General features: G+C 70.6%; 11 protein-coding genes and 2 tRNA genes. 1 reads left to right on the top strand and 12 read right to left on the bottom strand.

Translation table 11 applies throughout. The features are described 5' to 3' along the window. Positions 1–2: 2 nt before the first annotated feature. From JGR64_RS04860 to JGR64_RS04850, 3 genes are all read right to left on the bottom strand, one after another. A complete protein-coding gene (locus tag JGR64_RS04860) occupies positions 3–7,244 on the bottom strand; it encodes a polyketide synthase (RefSeq protein WP_199375429.1) in 7,242 nt (2,413 codons plus the stop codon). 29 nt (positions 7,245–7,273) lie between these two features. After that, on the bottom strand, positions 7,274–8,200 hold the full coding sequence (locus JGR64_RS04855; protein WP_199375428.1) for a cupin domain-containing protein: 927 nt from the start codon (positions 8,198–8,200) through the stop codon (positions 7,274–7,276). 75 nt (positions 8,201–8,275) lie between these two features. Continuing rightward, positions 8,276–8,998, bottom strand: coding sequence for a 4'-phosphopantetheinyl transferase superfamily protein (locus tag JGR64_RS04850; protein WP_199375427.1), 723 nt, complete (start codon positions 8,996–8,998; stop codon positions 8,276–8,278). 161 nt (positions 8,999–9,159) lie between these two features. Here JGR64_RS04850 and JGR64_RS04845 point away from each other — a divergent pair, with 161 nt between their 5' ends. Continuing rightward, positions 9,160–10,008 carry a TIGR04325 family methyltransferase gene (locus JGR64_RS04845; protein WP_199375426.1) on the top strand — a complete coding sequence of 283 codons (849 nt, stop codon included), beginning with the start codon at positions 9,160–9,162 and terminating at the stop codon, positions 10,006–10,008. A 100-nt stretch (positions 10,009–10,108) separates the two neighbouring features. Here the strand turns inward: JGR64_RS04845 and JGR64_RS04840 are convergent. The 9 genes from JGR64_RS04840 to JGR64_RS04800 all read right to left on the bottom strand — a co-directional run bounded on the left by JGR64_RS04840 (position 10,109) and on the right by JGR64_RS04800 (position 18,265). Continuing rightward, positions 10,109–10,185 (bottom strand) — tRNA-Arg (locus JGR64_RS04840). 52 nt (positions 10,186–10,237) lie between these two features. Beyond that, positions 10,238–10,330 (bottom strand) — tRNA-Ser (locus JGR64_RS04835). Positions 10,331–10,405: 75 nt separating this feature from the next. Continuing rightward, positions 10,406–10,609 carry a carbon storage regulator CsrA gene (csrA, locus tag JGR64_RS04830; protein ID WP_199375425.1) on the bottom strand — a complete coding sequence of 68 codons (204 nt, stop codon included), beginning with the start codon at positions 10,607–10,609 and terminating at the stop codon, positions 10,406–10,408. 152 nt (positions 10,610–10,761) lie between these two features. After that, entirely contained in the window at positions 10,762–13,404 is a 2,643-nt protein-coding gene (gene alaS, locus JGR64_RS04825; RefSeq protein WP_199375725.1) for an alanine--tRNA ligase, read from the bottom strand. 162 nt (positions 13,405–13,566) lie between these two features. Beyond that, a complete protein-coding gene (locus JGR64_RS04820) occupies positions 13,567–14,088 on the bottom strand; it encodes a regulatory protein RecX (RefSeq protein WP_199375424.1) in 522 nt (173 codons plus the stop codon). Between the two features lie 17 nt (positions 14,089–14,105). Beyond that, positions 14,106–15,188 carry a recombinase RecA gene (gene recA / locus JGR64_RS04815; protein ID WP_199375423.1) on the bottom strand — a complete coding sequence of 361 codons (1,083 nt, stop codon included), beginning with the start codon at positions 15,186–15,188 and terminating at the stop codon, positions 14,106–14,108. A 189-nt stretch (positions 15,189–15,377) separates the two neighbouring features. Then, a complete protein-coding gene (gene lexA / locus JGR64_RS04810) occupies positions 15,378–16,016 on the bottom strand; it encodes a transcriptional repressor LexA (protein WP_199375422.1) in 639 nt (212 codons plus the stop codon). A gap of 52 nt (positions 16,017–16,068) precedes the next feature. Further along, the gene (locus tag JGR64_RS04805; protein WP_199375723.1) at positions 16,069–17,751 is read right to left on the bottom strand and encodes an AarF/UbiB family protein; all 1,683 of its coding nucleotides are present in this window, start codon (positions 17,749–17,751) and stop codon (positions 16,069–16,071) included. Between the two features lie 19 nt (positions 17,752–17,770). Then, the gene (locus JGR64_RS04800; RefSeq protein WP_199375421.1) at positions 17,771–18,265 is read right to left on the bottom strand and encodes a CinA family protein; all 495 of its coding nucleotides are present in this window, start codon (positions 18,263–18,265) and stop codon (positions 17,771–17,773) included. Between the last annotated feature and the right edge of the window lie 105 nt (positions 18,266–18,370).

Here is an 18,370-nt window from a genome sequence, read left to right as displayed (position 1 = left end):
CGTCAACCTACCTTGAGGAACTTGCCGGGGGCATCGGGATTGGGCACGAACCAGGCAGGGCGACCGTCGGGGTCGCGGCCGAGGCGCGCGCCGGGCACCGCCGGCCGCGCCGGATCCATCACCGTATGCGTGGTGGCGACGCGACGCGGCAGGAACCCGGACTCCTGCAGTTCGGTGATCGAACCCGTGAACGCCTGGATGATCTTCCCGAAATCGGCCTCGCTGTGCGCCGTGGTCAGGAAGCACGGGAAGTTGTCGAGGATGTGCACGCCGCGACTGCGCATCATCGCGAACAGCAGGTCCTGCAGCGGGTGGTCCTCGAGGAAGAAGGTCTTCCACACCGAGGCGAAGTGGCGAACCTCGACCGGCGCGCCGACCTCGGCGCAGAAGGCGTTGAGCTCCTCCACCATCGTAGTGGCCCGGGCGTTCAGACGCTCCTGCATCTGGCCGCCCTGCGCCTTGACGTGCTCGAGCACCGCCTTGGCCGCGGCCAGCGCCAGCGGGTGGCGGACAAAGGTGCCGGCGAAGTAGGTCACGCCCACGGTCGGCACCGAGTCGTCGCCGAACTGCCATTGGCCGCCGTCCAGCGCGTCCATGTACTCGCGCTTGCCGGCGATCACGCCGATCGGGTAACCGCCGCCGACGACCTTGCCGTAGGTGCCGAGGTCGGCCTGGATGCCGAACAGGCCCTGCGCGCCGGCAGGATGCGCGCGGAAGCCGGTCACGACCTCGTCGAATACCAGGAGCGCGCCGGCCTCGCGGGTGACCTCGCGCAGCTCCTTCAGGAACCCGACCGGGCGGAAGTCCGGACGCCGGCTCTGCACCGGCTCCACCAGCACCGCGGCGATCTCGTGCGCGCGCTCGCGGATGACCTGCATCGCCTCGGGCGTGCCGTAGTCGAGCACCAGCACGTGCTCGGCCGTGTTGCGCAGGATGCCCGGTGCCGCCGGCACCGCGCGCAGCTTGCGCGTGCCACGCACGATCATCTCGTCGACGATGCCGTGGTAGGCGCCAGTGAACAGCACGACGGTCTCGCGCCCGGTCACCGTGCGCGCGATGCGCAGCGCGCCCAGGACCGCCTCGGAACCGGTGTTGCACAGCGCCGCGCGGTCGTGGCCGGTGACTTCGCACACCAGCCGGGTGACGTCGCCGGCCAGCGGATGCTGCGGGCCGATCTCGTAGCCGAGATCCAGCTGCCTGCGCACCGCGTCGAGCACGAAGTCCGGCTGCCAGCCGAACAGGCTCATGCCGAAGCCGTTGAGCGCGTCGACGTACTCGTTGCCGTCGAGGTCCCACAGGTGCGAGCCCTTGGAGCGCTCGACCACGATCTGGTAGGTCATTTCCTTGAGCAGCGGCTTGAAGCCGTTGACCACCCGCGGGTCGGCCATGTGGGCCCGGTTGGCCTGGGTGTAGTCCTTCGACTTGCGGGTGCGCGCGACGTAGCGCTCGATGAAGGCGTCGAGCTTGCGGCGCTGGTGCAGGCCCAGTTCGCCGGATGCGGACCTGTCGATCCGGGCGATGGCGCCGAAGGCCTTCCTGACGTCATAGGTGGTATGGGCGAGCGCCGCTTCCTCGTCGTCCACCGCCTGCGGCGCGGCATCACTCGCCGGCTGCACCGACGGAGCAGCGGCGGCAGCGGTAGCGGGCGCCGGTGCCGTGGCCGTCTGGGCGCCGGCGCTCGACAGCAGTGCGAGCTGCTGCGCCATCAACTGCATCTGCTGGTCGATGACCTGTCGCACGTAGTCGCCGCCCGCCGGAGGCTGCGCCGACAGCGCCATCGCCGGCGCAACCATCGGCGCGGCCGGCGCGGCAGCGGCCGCCGGCTGCGGCGCGGGCGCCGCCTCCGGCGGGAGCTCCTCGTCCAGACGGGCGGCGAGCCGGTCGAGCGAGGAGCATTCGCCCATCAGCTGGCGGAAGCCGATCCTGCAGGTGAACGCCTTCTGCAGCTGCAGCGCGACCTGGGTCAGCATCAGGCTGTCGAGTCCGAGTTCGATGAAGTTGGCGCCCGTGTCGGCGTCGTCAAGGTCGAATCCCGCGACATCCTCGAACAGGTCCTTGAGTTTGGCGATGAGGCGCGGTTTGCGATCCATGGCGGCGACCGGTTGTGCTTGCGTGGAAGGAGAAGGCGGTGGCTGGAGCGGCTGCGGCGCGACCGCCGCGGGCACGGGGGGTGCCGCGACGGTGGGAACCGCCGCAACCGCATCGACCCAATGCCGCTTGCGTTCGAAGGGATAGGTGGGCAGCCGCACGCGGCGGCGCGAGACGCGGTTGTCGAAGACCGACGGCCCGATCGCCACGCCCTGGCACCAGAGCTGGCCGCCGGCAAGCCGCAGCAGCGCGATCTCGCGATCCGGCGCATCGGCCAGCGTCGCGACCGCGCCCACCTGCTGCTTCTGCGCCTGCGGATGCTGGCGGGCGAGCGTGCACAGCGTCGTGCGCGGGCCGACCTCCAGCAGCGTGCGCGCGGAGCCGTCGAGCACGTTGCCGAGCGCAGTGGCGAAACGCACCGGCTCGCGCAGGTGTCGTGCCCAGTAATCGGGGGAAACCGCGCGCTCGGCATCGAGCGGATCGCCGCTGACCGTGGAGATGATCGGCAGGCGCGGCGCGTTGCGCGCAACCGCCTCGACCTGGGCGCGGAACGGCGCGACCACCGGATCCATCATTGCCGAATGGAAGGCATGCGAGGTCCGCAGCATGCGGCAGGCGATGCCCTCGCCCTCCAGCTGCGCCTGGAACGCCGCGACGGCGTCCAGCGGCCCGGCGACCACGCAGCTGCCCGGCGAATTCTCCGCCGCCATCGACAATCCCGGGGGCAGGCGCTGTTCGATGGCCTCGAACCCGGCGCGCACCGACAGCATCGCGCCGGCAGGTTGCGCCTGCATCAGCTGGCCGCGGCGCGCGACCAGGCGCATCGCGTCGGGCAGCGCGAACACGCCGGCCAGGGTCGCGGCGACGAACTCGCCGACGCTGTGGCCGATCATCGCCACCGGCTGCACGCCGAGATGCATCCACAGTCTCGCCAGCGCGTACTCGATCGCGAACGTCGCCGGCTGCATCACCGCTGTCGGCAGCAGCGCATCGGCATCGTCGCCGAATACGGCCTCGCGCAGCGCCTGCCCGCCCATGCCGCCGACGCCGCCGGCGTCCAGCGCGTCCATGCAGTCGTCGAAGGCCTGGCGGAACACCGGCTCGGTCGCATGCAGTTCGCGCCCCATTCCGGCGTAGACGGCGCCCTGCCCGGGGAACAGGAACACCACGTCGCTGTCGCGCGCCGGCCTGCCGCGCGCTGCGGTCGCCGCGGCTTCGCTCCCGCGCAGCTGCGCGGCCGCGTCCGCCGGATCGGCGGCCACCAGCGCCAGGCGATGGGCGAACGCGGTGCGGCCCACGGCCAGCGTCCACGCCGCGTCGGCCAGGTTGATGCCCGGCGTCGCGGCGAGATGCTCGCCCAGGCGCGTGGCGGCCTGCGCCAGCGCGGCCGGCGTGCGTGCCGACAGCACCAGCAGCTGCGGCCCCTGCGCCGGTTCCGAAGCCTCGCGCGCGGGCGCCTGCTCCATCACAACGTGTGCGTTGGTGCCGCCGACGCCAAACGAGCTCACGCCCGCGCGGCGCGGCGCGGCGCCGTCCGGCCATGGAGTCATCCCGCTGTTGACCACGAACGGGGAGCCGGCGAAGTCGATCGCCGGGTTCGGCGCCTCGAAATGCAGGCTGGCGGGAATGCAGCGCTGCTGCAGCGACAGCGCGGTCTTGATCACGCCGGCCGCGCCCGCGGCGATCACCAGGTGGCCAACGTTGCTCTTGACCGAGCCGATGCGGCAGAAACCGACGTCGTCGGTACCGCGGCGGAAGGCCTTGGTCAGCCCTTCGATCTCGATCGGGTCGCCGAGCGGCGTGGCGGTGCCGTGCGTTTCCACGTAGCCGATGCTGCGCGGGTCCACGCGCGCGTCGTCGTGCGCCATCGCGACCAGCGCCGCCTGCCCCGCGCTGCTGGGCGCGGTGAAGCTGGCCTTGTCGCTGCCGTCGTTGTTGACCGCGCCGCCGCGGATCAGCGCGACGACCTCATCCCCGTCCACGAGCGCGTCGGACAGCCGCTTGAGCAGCACCACCGCCGCGCCGTCGCTGAACACCGTGCCCTTGGCGCCGGCATCGAAGGTGCGCGTGCGGCCGTCCGGCGACAGCATCGAACCCTCCTGGTAGAGATAGCCGCTGTTGGGCGGGCAGGTCACCGACGCACCGCCGGCCAGGGCCATGTCGCAACGGCCGGCGCGCAGGCTGTCGACGGCCTGGCAGATCGCCACCAGCGAGGTCGAACAGCCGGTATGCACGCTGATCGCCGGCCCGGTCAGGTTGAGCTTGTGGGCCACGCGCGTGGCGATGTAGTCCTTCTCGTTGCCCAGCATCACCTGGAACGCGCCGACCTTGTCGATCAGGTCCGGATGCCGCGTCACGTGGCGCTGGAAATAGGTCGCGTTGTACATGCCGGCGAAGATGCCGACCGGGCCGCGCGATTCGCCCGGCGCGTGCCCGCCGCGCTCCAGGCACTCCCAGCACAGCTCGAGGAAGATGCGCTGCTGCGGATCCATCAGCTCGGCCTCGCGCGGGCCGATGCCGAAGAAGGCGGCATCGAACTGGTCGACGTCGTCGATCACCCCGCGCGCCGGGACGTAGGCCGGGTTGGCACGCTCGGCCGCGGTCACGGCCGGGTCGAGGGTATCGGCGTCGAAGTGCGTGATCGTGTCGCGCCCCTCGCACAGGTTCTGCCAGAACGCCTCGACGTCGGCGGCGCCCGGGAAGCGCCCGGCCATCGCGACGATCGCAATCGGCTCATCGGCCGCGTCGCCGCCGCGTTCGCGGCGGCCGCGGGCGACGCGGGTCGCGTCGATGGCGCCGTCGCCGTGCCCGCCGCGCAAGGCCACGGCCAGCGTCGCAGGGGTCGGGTTGGCGAAGATCGCGGTGACCGCGAGTGGGCCTGCGTGCCCGGATATGTGGCGAATGCGTTCGGCCAGTTTCGTCGCCAGCAGCGAGCTTCCGCCCAGTTCGAAGAAATTGTCGTGGCGGCCGACACGGTCGATGTCCAGCAGTTCCGCGCAGGCTTCAGAAACGGTCCGCTCCAGCGCATCGACAGCCGGCTCGAACGCCACCGCCAGCTCCGGACGCGCGCGATCGGGTACCGGCAGCGCACGGCGGTCGAGCTTGCCGTTGCCGGTGACCGGCAACGCGTCGAGGCGCATGTAGCGCGCAGGCAGCATGAACTCCGGCAGCGACGCGGCCAGGAACGCGCGCAGCCCCGGCGCCGACGGCACCGCGCCCTGCGCCACGTAGTAGGCGACCAGCCGCTTCTCCCCGGGATGATCGGCGCGCGCGAGTACCGCGCACGACGCCACGTTGGCGTGCCGCGCCAGCGCGGCCTCGATCTCGCCAAGCTCGATGCGGTAGCCGCGGATCTTGACCTGCTGATCGCCGCGGCCGACGAATTCGATGGTGCCATCGCCGAGGTAGCGCACGCGGTCGCCGGTGCGGTACAGCCGCTCGCCTTCGGCCGCGAACGGATCGGGCACGAAACGCTCCGCGGTAAGTTCGGGCCGGCCGAGATAGCCGCGCGCCACGCCCTCGCCGCCCACGTACAGCTCGCCGATCACGCCCACCGGCACCGGCTCGCGGCGCGCGTTGAGGATGTACACACGCGTGTCCGCGATCGGCCGGCCGATCGGGATCGAGGTGGCGTCGTCCGGCAGCCGGTCGGGGACCGGATGGGTACAGGTGAAGGTGGTGCACTCGGTCGGGCCGTAGCCGTTGTGCAGGGCCACGCCCGGCGCCGCCTCGCGCATGCGCCGGACGTGGTCGACCGACAGCGCTTCGCCACCGGTGAGCAGCGTGCGCAGGCCGGACAGCTGCCGCGGATCCTCGTCGACCACCGCGTTGAACAGCGCCGCGGTCAGCCACGCCGTGGTTACGCCGTGGCGGTCGATGGTCGCCGCAAGCCCGGCGCCCGTGGGCAGCGCTTCGTCGTGGACCACGACGCAACCGCCGTTGAGCAGCGCGCCCCACAGCTCCAGCGTCGAAGCATCGAAACCCAGCGGCGCGGCATGCAGCATCCGCGTGTCGGGGCCGAGCTCGATGAAGCCGCCGTCGCAGGCCAGGCGCAGGATCGAGCGGTGGCGGATCTCCACGCCCTTGGGCGTTCCGGTCGAACCCGACGTGTACATCACATAGGCCAGCGCGTCGCCGTCGACACCACCATCGTCCACGACCACTGCCGGGTCGTCGGACGCGGGCATGTCGTCGACCACAACGCGCGGGATCGAATGCCCGGGCAGCGTCCCGCGGTGCGCGGCATCCACCAGCAGCACGCGGGCCGCGGCGTCCTCGAGCATGAAGGCCAGCCGACCCTGGGGCTGGGCGGCGTCCAGCGGCAGATAGGCCGCGCCGGCTTTCAGCGTAGCCAGCACCGCGACCACGGCCTGCACCGAGCGCTCCATGGCGATGCCGACCACGTCGCCGGGTACCACGCCCGCCGCCCGCAAGCGAGCGGCAAGGGACGCGGCACGGCGGTCAAGCTCGGCATAGCTGAGCGATCCGGCCGCATCGACCGCCGCGGGCGCGCCCGGGTTGCGGTTGCACACCGCGGCAAAGCGGCCATGCACCGTGTCGCGCAGCGAACGCGGGCGCGCGGTGTCGTTCCATTCCAGCAGCTGCCTCCTGCGCTGCGCGGGGTCGAGGATGTCGATGTCGGCGGTGGAACCCTCGCGCCCAGCCAGCAGCGCGGCCAGCACGCGCGACACGGCCTCGGCCACCAGCCGCACCGCCTGTTCGCACAGCGGCGCGCGGAACGTGGCCACGAGCTTCGGCGCATCGCCGTCCAGCACGACGCTCCACAGCGACAGCGCCGCATCGTCCGCAACGACGCGCGCGGCCGCGTCGGCCAGCACCGCCCAGGTCACCGGCGCGGGCGCGTCATTCGCGAAAAGCGCGCCGGCCTGCCGCAACAGGTCCGCGACCTGTCCCTCGCCGGGAGTCGCGAGCGTCGACTGGCGGACGCCACCGTCGACGACAAGGGTGGCGACCACTGCATCGAGGCCGGTCAGGCGGGACTCCGCGATCGCCAGCGCGGCGCAGAGCAGCGTGTCCCGATCGCCGTCGGCGAGCGCATCGTTCCAGGCATGTGCAAGCGCCGGCGCGAAGACGAATTCCGCGCGAGCCGCGCCGCCACCGGCAACCGCCTGCGGCAGCACGTCCAGCAGCTCCATGCCGTCGCACGGCGCGGGTGCCGACCGACTCACGAGTTCGGTACCTCGGCGAACCGGGGTGGCGCGGACCGCCTGGCCAGCAGCGAGAGCATGCCGTGGACCGCCGTGTCGAACACGGAATCGTGCGCGACCGCGGGCGGCGTGATCCTGGCGCGGCGGATCAGCGCATGCGCCTTGTGCAGCCGCGCATCGCGGCGCGTGGCATCGGTGTAGTAGGTGAAACTCGCGGTGATCGAAGGCTCATCCCCGTTCTCGACCATGTGCGGACTGGTCGACGGCATGTACGCGCCCTGCCCAGGTTCCAGGTCAAAGATGCGCGCGCGCTCGCGGAACTCGTCGCGCCAGCGCAGCAGGTAGCGCTCATGGCTGAGGTGGAACAGGTCGCGCGCGTGCTCGCTGGCGACGACCTGGTCGCGGTGGTCCCAGACATAGATGCGCTTCTTCCCGTGGATCTGCAGGATGAAGTTGTGTTCCTTGTCGAAGTGGAACGGCGTGACCGTGTTGGGCGAAGTGACGAAGATCCAGCCGGCGCGGTGGCACATGCCGGGGTCGCGCCGCTCGACCTGCGGCCGGGCACCTTCCAGCACCTCGTCGACGAGCTCGCGGTAGACCGGGTCGGTCTGCACGTTGAGCAGGGAGGTCCAGGCCTTGGCGTCGCGGATCGCGCGCAGGGTTTCCGCCGCGGACTTCGGGTTGGGGAACAGTTCCTGGGCCGAGTTGAACGGCGTCCCGGCCTTGGCATTGTTGGTATGGCTGCGGATGCTGCCGCGCGCCTCCAGCCGCTCGCCCAGCGTCACCAGCGCATCGGGCTGCAGCAGCGGATGCGTGGACAGGCGGTGGCTGACGGCCATGATCCGCCATGGATCGAACGCCGCGTCGTCGAAGTCGATCCACGGCCCTGCGCCGCGCGCCTGCTCACCGGATATCCCCACGGTTTCTCTCTTGACGGCGTTCATGCTTCCCCGCTGCCCATTCACTGACGGAGTAGAAAACGCGTAGCGCATCGCGACGCGGCCAGTGGCCCGCGGCGTTCAGGACCGGGGCGACAGCCAGGCGCTGGCGATCCCGCCCGGCAGGCCGGCGACCGCCGCGAGGCAGCGGTCGCCGTCGTCGAACACCCGCAGCATCGCCGCACCGGCGATCCCGCCGGGCAAAGCGAGCATCCTGCCGACGGGTGCCCGGAATGCGTCCATCCCGACCGCCATCCCGATCCCCGCGGCCTTGAGCAACGCTTCCTTGCGCACCCACAGCGACAGCAGCGCGCGCGCGCGGGCGGGTTCCGGCAGCCCGGCCAGCGCGTCGAGTTCATCCGGGTGGCACACGCGCGCCGCGATCTCCGGCATGTCCGCGGCACGGTCCGCCGGCTCGATGTCGACTCCCACCGGGCCGCTGCCCGCCACCGCCAGCGCGATCAATCCATCGGCATGGCTGAGGCTGGTGCGGATGCTCTCGCCGTGCAGCGTGGGGCAGCCCAGCCCGTCACGGCCCAGCGGCACCTCGCCGGGCGGGCATCCCAGCACCTGCGACAACAGCAGGCGATGGCAGGCGTAGGCGAGCGCGGTGGTTTCGCGGTCGTGGTCGCGCCGCTTCCGCTGCACGCGCCCGCGTTCCTCGGCCGACAGCAGCGCCATGGCTTCCGGCACCCGGGCCGGCCACGCGTCGGTGGCGACGAACGCGACCAGGATGCCGCGCCGCGCCGCAAGCGGCCATGCCGGTGACGGCATCGCATCGATAAACGCGGCTTGCAGGTCCATCGTCGGTCGTCGGGTGGCGCCTGGAGGGTGCACGATAGCCCGGCGAGCGCGGCCGTGGCGTTCCGGGCATGTCGGCGGGCGCCGATGGATCCATGTCCCCGCCGGTCCGCGGATGCCGTTGAACCGTTCAGACCACGACGGACGGATTCCCCGGAAAACGCATGTCCTCCCCGCCGAACACGATCCGTACCCTGCTCGGCCGTGGCGGCCTGTACTTGATGGAATTGCCCGCCCTGCGCCCGATTTCCGAACGCATGCGCCGCAACCTCTTCAGGCGCCCATACCGCGTGGAGAATGATTACTACGGCGTCTACCCCACGTTCGCCGCCGCGCAGGAAGCCGCGAATGCGCTGTCAACGGCGTCGATACCCGCGTCCTACGACACCGAGGCGGCGGGGCGCCTGTACCGCGGCCACATGCGCCGCATCCGCGCAAGCGACTATCCGCTGGTGTTCTGGCTGGGACGCCTGCTCGCCGACGGCCGGCGCCGTGTTTTCGATCTCGGCGGGCACATCGGCGTGAGCTACTACGGATTCAGCGACTACCTGGACTATCCGTCCGATCTCACGTGGACGATCCACGACGTGCCCGCGGTGATGGCGGCCGGACGCAAGTGGGCAGACGGGCACGATGCCCGGCGCCAGCTGTCCTTCACCGACGACCCCGCTGGGGCCGACGGACAAGACGTCCTGGTCAGCACCGGGGCGCTGCAATACCTGGAGTACACGCTACCGGAACTCCTGCAGCGCCTGCGCGCAAAACCGCCGCACGTCCTCGTGAACCTGACCCCCATGCATCCGAGCCGCAGCTTCTTCACGCTGCAGAACCTGTCCATCGCGATCTGCCCCTACAGGGTGATGTCCGTCGTCGAATTCACCGAGGGCATGCAGGCGCTGGGCTACCGCGTCGTCGACCACTGGCAATCGCCCGAACGCCACCTGCGCGTGCCGTTCGAACCCGGCTGCACGGTGGACAGCTACCACGGCTTCCACTTCGAACTGCAGGCCTGAGGACGGGAAGAACGGCGAATCGCCAGGCATTGCATCGTTCATTGGCGGACAAACAAAAAGGCCAACAACCGCGAGGTCGTTGGCCTTCATGCTTTATCCATGGTGCGCCCGGAAGGATTCGAACCTCCGACCCCCAAGTTCGTAGCCTGGTGCTCTATCCAGCTGAGCTACGGGCGCGCTAGAAGCGGAATTCTGCAACAACACGCCAACTTCGTCAACGCTTTGAAACTGGCGGAGAGTGAGGGATTCGAACCCTCGATGGAGTTTTAAGCCCCATACTCCCTTAGCAGGGGAGCCCCTTCGGCCACTCGGGCAACTCTCCGGGATGAAACACCACGCCGGCCTTCAGGCCGGCGTGGGAGCGAAGGATACCGGCTTGCAGCGCAGCCGGCAAACATCAATCCGGTTCGGCCTCGCCCTCACTCCCGGTCGCGCCCTCGCCGCCGTGGATCCGCTGGTAGATCTCTTCGCGGTGGACCGAGACATCCTTCGGCGCGGTGATACCGATGCGGACCTGGTTGCCCTTGACGCCGAGCACCGTCACGGTGACCGAGTCACCGATCATGAGCGTCTCACCGACCCGCCTGGTCAAAATCAACATGTGGGGTACTCCATGTCCCGGCCATCCGAATGGCCGGGGCGACTGAGGAGCCGTGACGTTGTCACCGCATCCAAGATTGTTCACGTAGCTGAAACATGATACCGGCCGCATGTGCCCCGACGTGTAGGTCAAAGGTAATGCCCTGCGTCGTTTCAGACCACGCGGTCTGCTACCCACCCCGCCACCCCGGCGAGCGCTTCAACCAGCGCCGGCCCGTCGGGTCCACCGCCCTGCGCCATGTCGGGGCGGCCGCCACCCTTGCCGCCGATCCGGCCCGCGACATGCGACAGCAGCTCGCCGGCCTTGACCTTGCCCTGTGCGGCGCCGCTCACGCCGGCTACCAGGGTCGCCTTGCCGTCCGCCGTTCCCGCCAGCACGACCACCGCATCGCCGAGCTGCTGCTTGAACCGGTCGAGGGCATCGCGCAGCGCGCGCGCGTCGAAGCCCTCCAGCCGCGCCGCCAGCACCTTGAGTCCGGCCACGTCCACCGCGCCCGAGGCGAGGTCGGCGGTGGCGCTGCTGGCTTCGCGCGCCTTCATCGTCTCGAGCTCGCGCTCCAGCTTCTTCTGCCGTTCCAGCAGCGCGCGCAGCTTGTCGCCGACCTCCGCCGTGGTGCCGCCCAGCATCCGCGCGGCGTCGGCCAGGCGCGTTTCATCAAGCGCGACCTGCTCCAGCGCCGCCTGTCCGGTCAGCGCTTCGATGCGACGCACGCCCGATGACACGCCACCTTCGGACACCAGCTTGAACAGGCCGATCTCGCCGGTGCGACCGACATGGGTGCCGCCGCACAGTTCCACGGAATCACCCATGGCCACGACCCGCACGCGCTCGCCGTACTTCTCACCGAACAGGGCGATGGCGCCGGCGTCGATCGCCTCGTCCATCGCCATCTCGCGGATCGCCACGCCATGGTCGGCGCGGACTTCCTCGTTCACCCGGCGCTCGACGTCGCGCAGCTCGGCGGCGGTGATCGGCTCGAAGTGCGAGAAGTCGAAGCGGAGGCGGTCGGGTGCGACCAGCGAGCCCTTCTGCGCCACGTGCGTGCCCAGGCGCTCGCGCAGCGCGCCGTGCAGCAAGTGGGTCGCGCTGTGGTTGAGCACGATGCTGGCGCGGCGCGCGGCATCCACGCTGCCCAGCATGTGGTCGCCGACGCGCAGCACCCCGTCGCGCATGCGGCCGACGTGACCATGGAACTGGCCGGCGAACTTGCGCGTGTCGTCCACCGCGAAACGGATGCCCTGCCCGTCCAGCTCGCCGATGTCGCCGACCTGGCCGCCGGACTCGGCATAGAACGGGCTGCGGTCGAGGAACACGATCGCCTCGTCGCCGGCCACCACCTCCTGCACCGGGCGGCCGTCGCGCAGCAGCGCCACGACTTCGAGGCCACCCGCCTGCACGTGCTCGTAGCCGAGGAACGCGGTGGGCGCCATCTGCGCCACCAGTTCCGCGGGCAGCGTGGTACCGCCGCCGAATTTGCCGGCGGCACGCGCGGTCTCGCGCTGCTGGGTCATGGCCGCGTCGAACCCCGCCATGTCCACTGCCATGCCGCGCTCGCGCGCGATGTCGGCGGTCAGGTCGACCGGGAAGCCGTAGGTGTCGTACAGGCGGAACGCGTCGCTGCCGGGGATGGTGACGCCGTCGCTGCGCGCGGCGACCTCGTCGAAGATCCGCATGCCGGAATCCAGCGTCTCGGCGAAGCGTTCCTCTTCGGCCAGCAGCGCGCGTTCGACCAGCACGCGCTGCGCGCGCAGCTCCGGATAGGCGTCGCCCATCTGCGCATCCAGCGTGGCGACCAGCTTGTGGAAGAACGGCTGGCGCACGCCCAGCATCCAGCCATGGCGCAGCGCGCGGCGGATGATCCGGCGCAGCACGTAGCCGCGCCCCTCGTTGGACGGCAGCACGCCGTCGACGATCAGGAAGCTGCACGCACGGATGTGGTCGGCGATCACCCGCAGCGACTTGTTGTCCAGGTCCGCGCCGGTCAGCGCGCCAGCCTCGGCGATCAACGCCTGGAACAGGTCGATCTCGTAGTTGCCGTGCACGCCCTGCAATACCGCCGCCAACCGCTCCAGGCCCATGCCGGTGTCCACGCAGGGCGCGGGCAGCGGCTGCAGGCTGCCGTCCGGCTGGCGGTCGTACTGCATGAACACCAGGTTCCAGATCTCGATGAAGCGGTCGCCATCCTCGTCGGGCGAACCCGGCGGGCCGCCGGCGATGTGCGCGCCGTGGTCGTAGAAGATCTCGGTGCAGGGGCCGCAGGGGCCGGTATCGGCCATCTGCCAGAAGTTGTCCGACGCGTAGGGCGCGCCCTTGTTGTCGCCGATGCGGATGATGCGCTCGGGCGGCAGGCCGATGGCGTTGTGCCAGATGCCGTAGGCCTCGTCGTCATCGTGGTAGACGGTGACCAGCAGGCGATCGGCCGGGATCTTCCAGACCGTGGTCAGGAGCTCCCAGGCCCACGCGATCGCGTCGGTCTTGAAGTAGTCGCCGAACGACCAGTTGCCGAGCATCTCGAAGAACGTGTGGTGGCGCGCGGTGTAACCGACCTGGTCGAGGTCGTTGTGCTTGCCGCCGGCGCGCAGGCAGCGCTGCACGTCGGTCGCGCGCACGTAGCTGCGCTTCTCGGCGCCCAGGAACACGTCCTTGAACTGCACCATGCCGGAGTTGGTGAACAGCAGCGTGGGGTCGTTGCCCGGCACCAGCGGCGCCGACGGCACCACCGTATGGCCGCGGCCGCTGAAGAATTCCAGGAAATCGCGGCGGATGTCCGCGGTGGTTGGACGGGGGGAGTCGATGGGGTTGGGCATCTGCGCTTGAGGCTGGCGGGCTGGGGGGCGGCACCGCACCAGGTGCCGCAGGCTCCGCGCAGCGCGCGAAGGCGACATCCGGTGGCGTTCCGATGCCGCTAGGTTAGCAGGCCGCACGCGGCCCGCAGTACCCGCGCCCCCTCCCCCGGCTCAGTCGTCGTCAGGATCGAAGGCGGTCGCGGCACGAACCGTATCGCCACCGAAGCCCCGCCGGAACAGCAGTTCGGCGGCCTTCCGCCGCTGCACCAGGTCGCCCTCACGCGCCAGACCCAACCGCCGCCCGACCAGCCTGCGGGCACTTGCCAGCCAGTCGTCGTCGCCGCTCTCCGCCAGGTCGACGAAGGCTGCCTCGATCACTTCGGCCGCCAGGCCGTGGGTGCCCAGCTCGGCGCGGATCCGAAGCGGCCCGTAAGCAGTGGCCGCCCGCATGCGCGCAAGGCTGATGGCGAACCGGCGGTCATCCTGCCAGCCGCCCTCGACCATCCGTTCGATCGCCACCTCGGCTTCGTCGTCCGCAACGCCTCGCGCCTCGAGCTTGCGACGCAGCTCCTTGCGCGAATGCTCGCGGCGAACCAGCAGCCCCAAGGCCCGCTGCGCCGGCGTGGGTTCCGGGCGACGGCGGCGCTTGCCGCCGCCATCGTCCTTGCCCGGAACCTGGCCGTCCTGCTCCACGCCGCGGTGCGAGGCCGTCAGGCCTCGGCCGCCTTGGCCCGCGACTTGGGCTTGTCCTTGGTTTCGGCCTCATCCTCGGCGTCTTCAGCCGCCACGACCGGCGCCACCACCGGCGCCAGGCGCGCGCGCAGCTCGGATTCGATGCGCTGGGCCACGGCGATGTTCTCCTTGAGGTACTGGCGGGCGTTCTCCTTGCCCTGGCCGATGCGCTCCTCGCCGTAGCTGTACCAGGCACCGGCCTTCTCGACGATCTTGGCCTCGACCGCCATGTCGATCAGCTCGCCTTCGCGGCTGATGCCCTCGCCATAGAGGATCTCGGTGATGACCTGCTTGAACGGCGGCGCCATCTTGTTCTTGACCACCTTGATGCGGGTCTGGTTGCCGATGATCTCGTCACCCTTCTTGATCGCGCCGATGCGGCGGATGTCCAGGCGCACCGAGGCGTAGAACTTGAGCGCGTTGCCGCCGGTGGTGGTCTCCGGGCTCTGGCCGGGCATCATGATGCCGATCTTGTGGCGCAGCTGGTTGATGAAGAACACCATGCAGTTGCTGCGCTTGATGTTGCCGGTGAGCTTGCGCAGCGCCTGGCTCATGAGCCGCGCCTGCAGGCCGGGCAGCTGGTCGCCCATCTCGCCCTCGATCTCGGCGCGCGGGGTGAGCGCGGCGACCGAGTCGATCACCACCATGTCGACGGCATTGGAGCGCACCAGCATGTCGGCGATCTCCAGCGCCTGCTCACCGGTGTCCGGCTGCGACACCAGCAGGTCATCGACGTTGACGCCGAGCTTCTGCGCGTAGGTGGGATCGAGCGCGTGCTCGGCGTCGATGAACGCCGCCACGCCGCCGAGCTTCTGGCATTCGGCGATGGTCTGCAGGGTCAGCGTGGTCTTGCCCGAGGACTCCGGGCCGTAGATCTCGATCACGCGGCCGCGCGGCAGGCCGCCGATGCCGAGCGCGATGTCGAGCTGCAGCGAACCGGTGGGGATCACCGGAACCACTTCGGCGACGCGGTCACCCATGCGGATCACCGAGCCTTTGCCGTACTGCTTTTCGATCTGGCCCAGGGCCGCTGAAAGCGCGCGCTTCTTGTTCTCGTCCATCGTGGTCGTCCTCGGATCAGGTATTCGGGATGTGTGCAGTGTGTCCGCCGCCGGTCGCAGGGACTGCGACTTCGGCGCGGGGAATCGAAACTAGCCGGTGGCGCGGGGCGTCGGCAGCGGCCATGGCCCGGCAGAACGGTGGGAAAACGCCGCCACCGGGGATCGGCGCGCGCAGGTCACGGGGCAGCCTCACCGGTTCGGCCTCACCAGGCCGCAGTACAGGCCCTCGATGGCGAACTCCTGCCCCGGCTCGACCTCGATCGGCGCGTAGTCGGGATTGCGCGGCAGCAGGCGGATGCGGTCACGCCCGATCTTGAGCAGCTTGACGGTGATCGTGTCGTCGATGCGGGCGATGACGATCTGCCCCGAGCGCGCATCGCTGGTGCGGTGCACGCCGATCAGGTCGCCGTCGAAGATGCCCTCGTCACGCATCGAGTCGCCGCGCACGCGCAGCAGGTAGTCCGGCGCCGGCGAGAAGAACGCCCGGTCCATCAGCACCATCTGGTCACTGCCGATATCGGCGCCGATCGGCAGCCCGGCCGCGACCTGGCCCAGTACCGGCAGCTCCAGCACATCGGCGTTGCCGGCCAGCGGCAACGCGCCCTGCGCCGGGCGCGCCGCCTGCAGCACGCGGATGCCGCGCGCGCGCCCGGGCACGCGCTCGATGGCGCCAGCGGCCTCGAGGGCTTCCAGGTGGTACTGCGCGGCGCGCACGCTGCTGAAACCAAAGGCGCGCGCGATCTCCGCCTGCGAGGGCGGCACGCCTTCCTCGGCGATGCGCTCGGCGATCAGGTCGAGGATGGACTGCTGGGTGTCGGTCAGTTGCATGGTTAGTAGTATTACTACTAACGCCCTTCGCCGTCAACGCCGTCCGCCGCGGTCAACGGTGGTGGCTGCCCTTCCAGATCGAATAGACGATCCAGACCCCGGCGGCCGCAGCGCCGACGAAGCCGAGCACGCCGAGCGCCATCAGTCCGCGATTGCCGACGCCGCCGCCGACGCTGTTCATCACGATCGACGAGCCGATGATCAGCGCCGCGGTGATCACGCCGATCGTGAGCCGGCTGGCCGCGCGGTCGACCTGGTCGCCAAACGACTTCAGCTCCGGGACATCGATCCGCGCACCAACCCGGCCACCGCGCGCGGCGCGCAGCAGCCGGCGCAGGTCGCGCGGCAGCTCCGCGCCCAGCTCCACCAGGCCCGCCAATCCGCGACGCCCCCGGCGCGCCAGCATCGACGGCGCGTAGCGTCGCAGCATCACGCGCTCCAGCCACGGCCTGGCCTCGCTGGCCATGTCGAAATCCGGGTCGAGCTGGCGCGCAAAGCCCTCCAGCGTCAGGAACGCCTTGACCACCAGCGCCAGGTCCGGCGGCAGCACCAGGCCATGGTTGCGCAGCAGGCCGGCGGCGTCCGACAGCATGGTGCCCATGCGCAGGTCCTTGAGCGGGACGCCGCGATAGCGGTCCACCAGCGCCGAGGTGTCGGCCTGCAGGCGCTCCTCGTCGACCTCGGCGCTGCCGCTCCAGTCGAGCAGGATGTCGGCGACCGCTTCATCGTCCTGCACCACCATGCCGTGCAGAAGGCGCGCGATTTCCAGGCGCCGTCGTTCGCCCAGGTGCCCGACCATGCCGAAATCGATCAGCGCAATGGCGCCGGAGCGCAGGAAGAAGATGTTCCCCGGGTGCGGGTCGGCGTGGAACAGGCCGTCCTCGAGCACCATCTTCAGCACGATGCCGGTGCCGGCGCTGGCCAGCGCGGCCCGGTCGAGTCCGGCCGCGTCCACCGCCGCCAGGTTTCCGGCGGGGATGCCGTCAATGAAGTCCTGCACGTTGAGGCGCTCGCTGGTCCACTGCCAGTGCACGCGCGGCACCACCACGTCCGGGTCGTCGGCGAAGCTGGCGGCAATGCGTTCGGCATGGCGGCACTCGGCGGCGAAGTCGAGTTCGCTGCGCAGCGACGTGCGGAACTGGCGCACCACCTCCACCGGCCGGTAGCGGCGCAGGTCGGGCACCTGCGATTCCACGATCACCACCAGCCGCGCGAGCAGACGCAGGTCGGCCTCGACGGTGTCGGTGATGCCCGGGCGGCGCACCTTGAGGATCACGGCGGTGCCGTCATGCAGCCAGGCACGGTGCGCCTGGGCGAGCGATGCCGCGGCCACGGGGATCTGCTCCACCCGCGCGAACACCGCCTCGGGCTCGGCGCCGAGATCCTCGACCAGCTGTGGCCGCACCGTGGCCCAGGGCAGCGCCGGCACCTCGTTCTGCAGTCGGCTGAGCTCGGCGATCCACTCCGGCGGCAGCAGGTCCACGCGCGTGGACAGCACCTGGCCGAGCTTGACGAATGTCGGGCCGAGTTCCTGCAGCGCGCAGCGCAGGCGCTCCGGCGGGCGCATCGCGTGGCGTTCCTCGACATGCTCCCAGCGCAGCAGGCGCCCGGCGCGCTCCAGCGCCCCGGCCATGCCGCTGCGGCGGACCAGGTCGCCGAACCCGTGGCGCACCAGGACGCTGGCGATCTGGTGCAGCCGCCCGAGGTCACGCACGCCGGCCAGCCGCTCCCACATCATCGTGCGCTCCGGCCGCTCAGAGCAGGCGTTCGAGGCCGCGCAGCGCCTCGCCGACCGTCTGCCGGCGCACCGCGTCACGGTCGCCGTCGAAGTGGAAGAGCTCGGCATGCGGATAGCCGCCGCGACGTTTCCAGGCGATCCACACCGTGCCCACCGGCTTGTCGTCGGTGCCGCCGCCGGGCCCGGCGATGCCGGTGACCGCGACCGCCACCGACGCACCGGAATGGACCAGCGCACCGGACACCATCTCGATCGCGGTGTCACGGCTGACGGCGCCCTGCTCTTCGAGCGTCTGCGCGCGCACGCCGAGCAGCGCCTGCTTCGCCTCGTAGCTGTACGCCGCGAGCCCGCAGTCGAACCACGTCGACGAGCCGGCGACATCGGTCACCGTCTTGGCGATCCAGCCGCCGGTGCAGCTCTCCGCCGTGACCAGCCTGTCGCGCGCGGCTTCGAGCCGCGCGCCAAGCGCTTGCGCAAGGTCCGCCAACAGGGCGTCACCCGGAACATCCATTGCGTCTTCACCGTCTGGAAAGCGGCCAGTATCGTCCCTGCCCGCCGGGCTTGTCGCGCCGGAACGGAAACGGCCCGCCGAAGCGGGCCGTTCCAGGCTCACGAT

Source organism: Luteimonas sp. MC1572, assembly GCF_016615815.1.
Taxonomy (GTDB): domain Bacteria; phylum Pseudomonadota; class Gammaproteobacteria; order Xanthomonadales; family Xanthomonadaceae; genus Luteimonas.
This window is presented reverse-complemented; position numbering and strand designations above follow the sequence as displayed.